Annotated in this window: 1 rRNA gene; it reads left to right on the forward strand. The window is 49.6% G+C overall.

What is annotated here, in order from left to right:
- The first annotated feature begins 283 nt into the window (after positions 1–283).
- Positions 284–399: ribosomal RNA gene (gene rrf / locus LC059_RS17905) — 5S ribosomal RNA — on the forward strand.
- Positions 400–776: the final 377 nt, after the last annotated feature.

Below are 776 nucleotides of genomic sequence, written 5' to 3' on the forward strand. Positions count from 1 at the left end.
TTGATAGGCTGGGTGTGGAAGCGTTGTGAGGCGTTGAGCTAACCAGTACTAATTGCCCGTGCGGCTTGACCATACAACAGAGATGGCTACTAACGATTTGGATTGTGTCCAATCGAGAGGCACGCAAGAGCTCGAAAGAGCATCGACTTGCGGTGTATTACTACAGAATGTTTCACCGACTTATTTGGGTTGATTGTTAACTGCGAAAGCAGTGGCAAACGGACAATCAAACGGCAGCGCCGAGCACAGAGCTCATAAGACCACGCCAACCCAAGCCAGTTTGCCTGACGACCATAGAACTGTGGAACCACCTGATCCCTTGCCGAACTCAGAAGTGAAACGCAGTATCGCCGATGGTAGTGTGGTGTTTCGCCATGTGAGAGTAGGTCATCGTCAGGCTTCTATTCCAAAGGCCCAGTCGCTTACGCGGCTGGGCCTTTTTCATATAAGTGAGAGCGTTCATTTTGTAACGCCGATCGGGACTCCAGGCAGTCCTTCAGCGCTGAGAATCAGGTCGACTATTCGCCGATTTCCAGCCCTGAAAAAAGTTCTCAAAAAGAGCTTGCCAAATGAGACTGGCGCCATATAATGCGCGTCCTTCTCGGGGTTACCCAAGGGTAACCGAAGCATCGGAAAGCGTTGATTTGTAACGGTTTAGAGCTTCAAGAAAGTCTGCAAAAAAGCACTTGCTTCAGCAGATTGGATGTGTAAAATGCGCATCCCACAGTGAGGGCCGAGCGCCACGCTGAGTTGTTTAAAAATTCGATCAAGCAATA

The sequence above is a fragment of the Microbulbifer elongatus genome, from assembly GCF_020524885.1.
Taxonomy (GTDB): Bacteria; Pseudomonadota; Gammaproteobacteria; order Pseudomonadales; family Cellvibrionaceae; genus Microbulbifer; species Microbulbifer elongatus_A.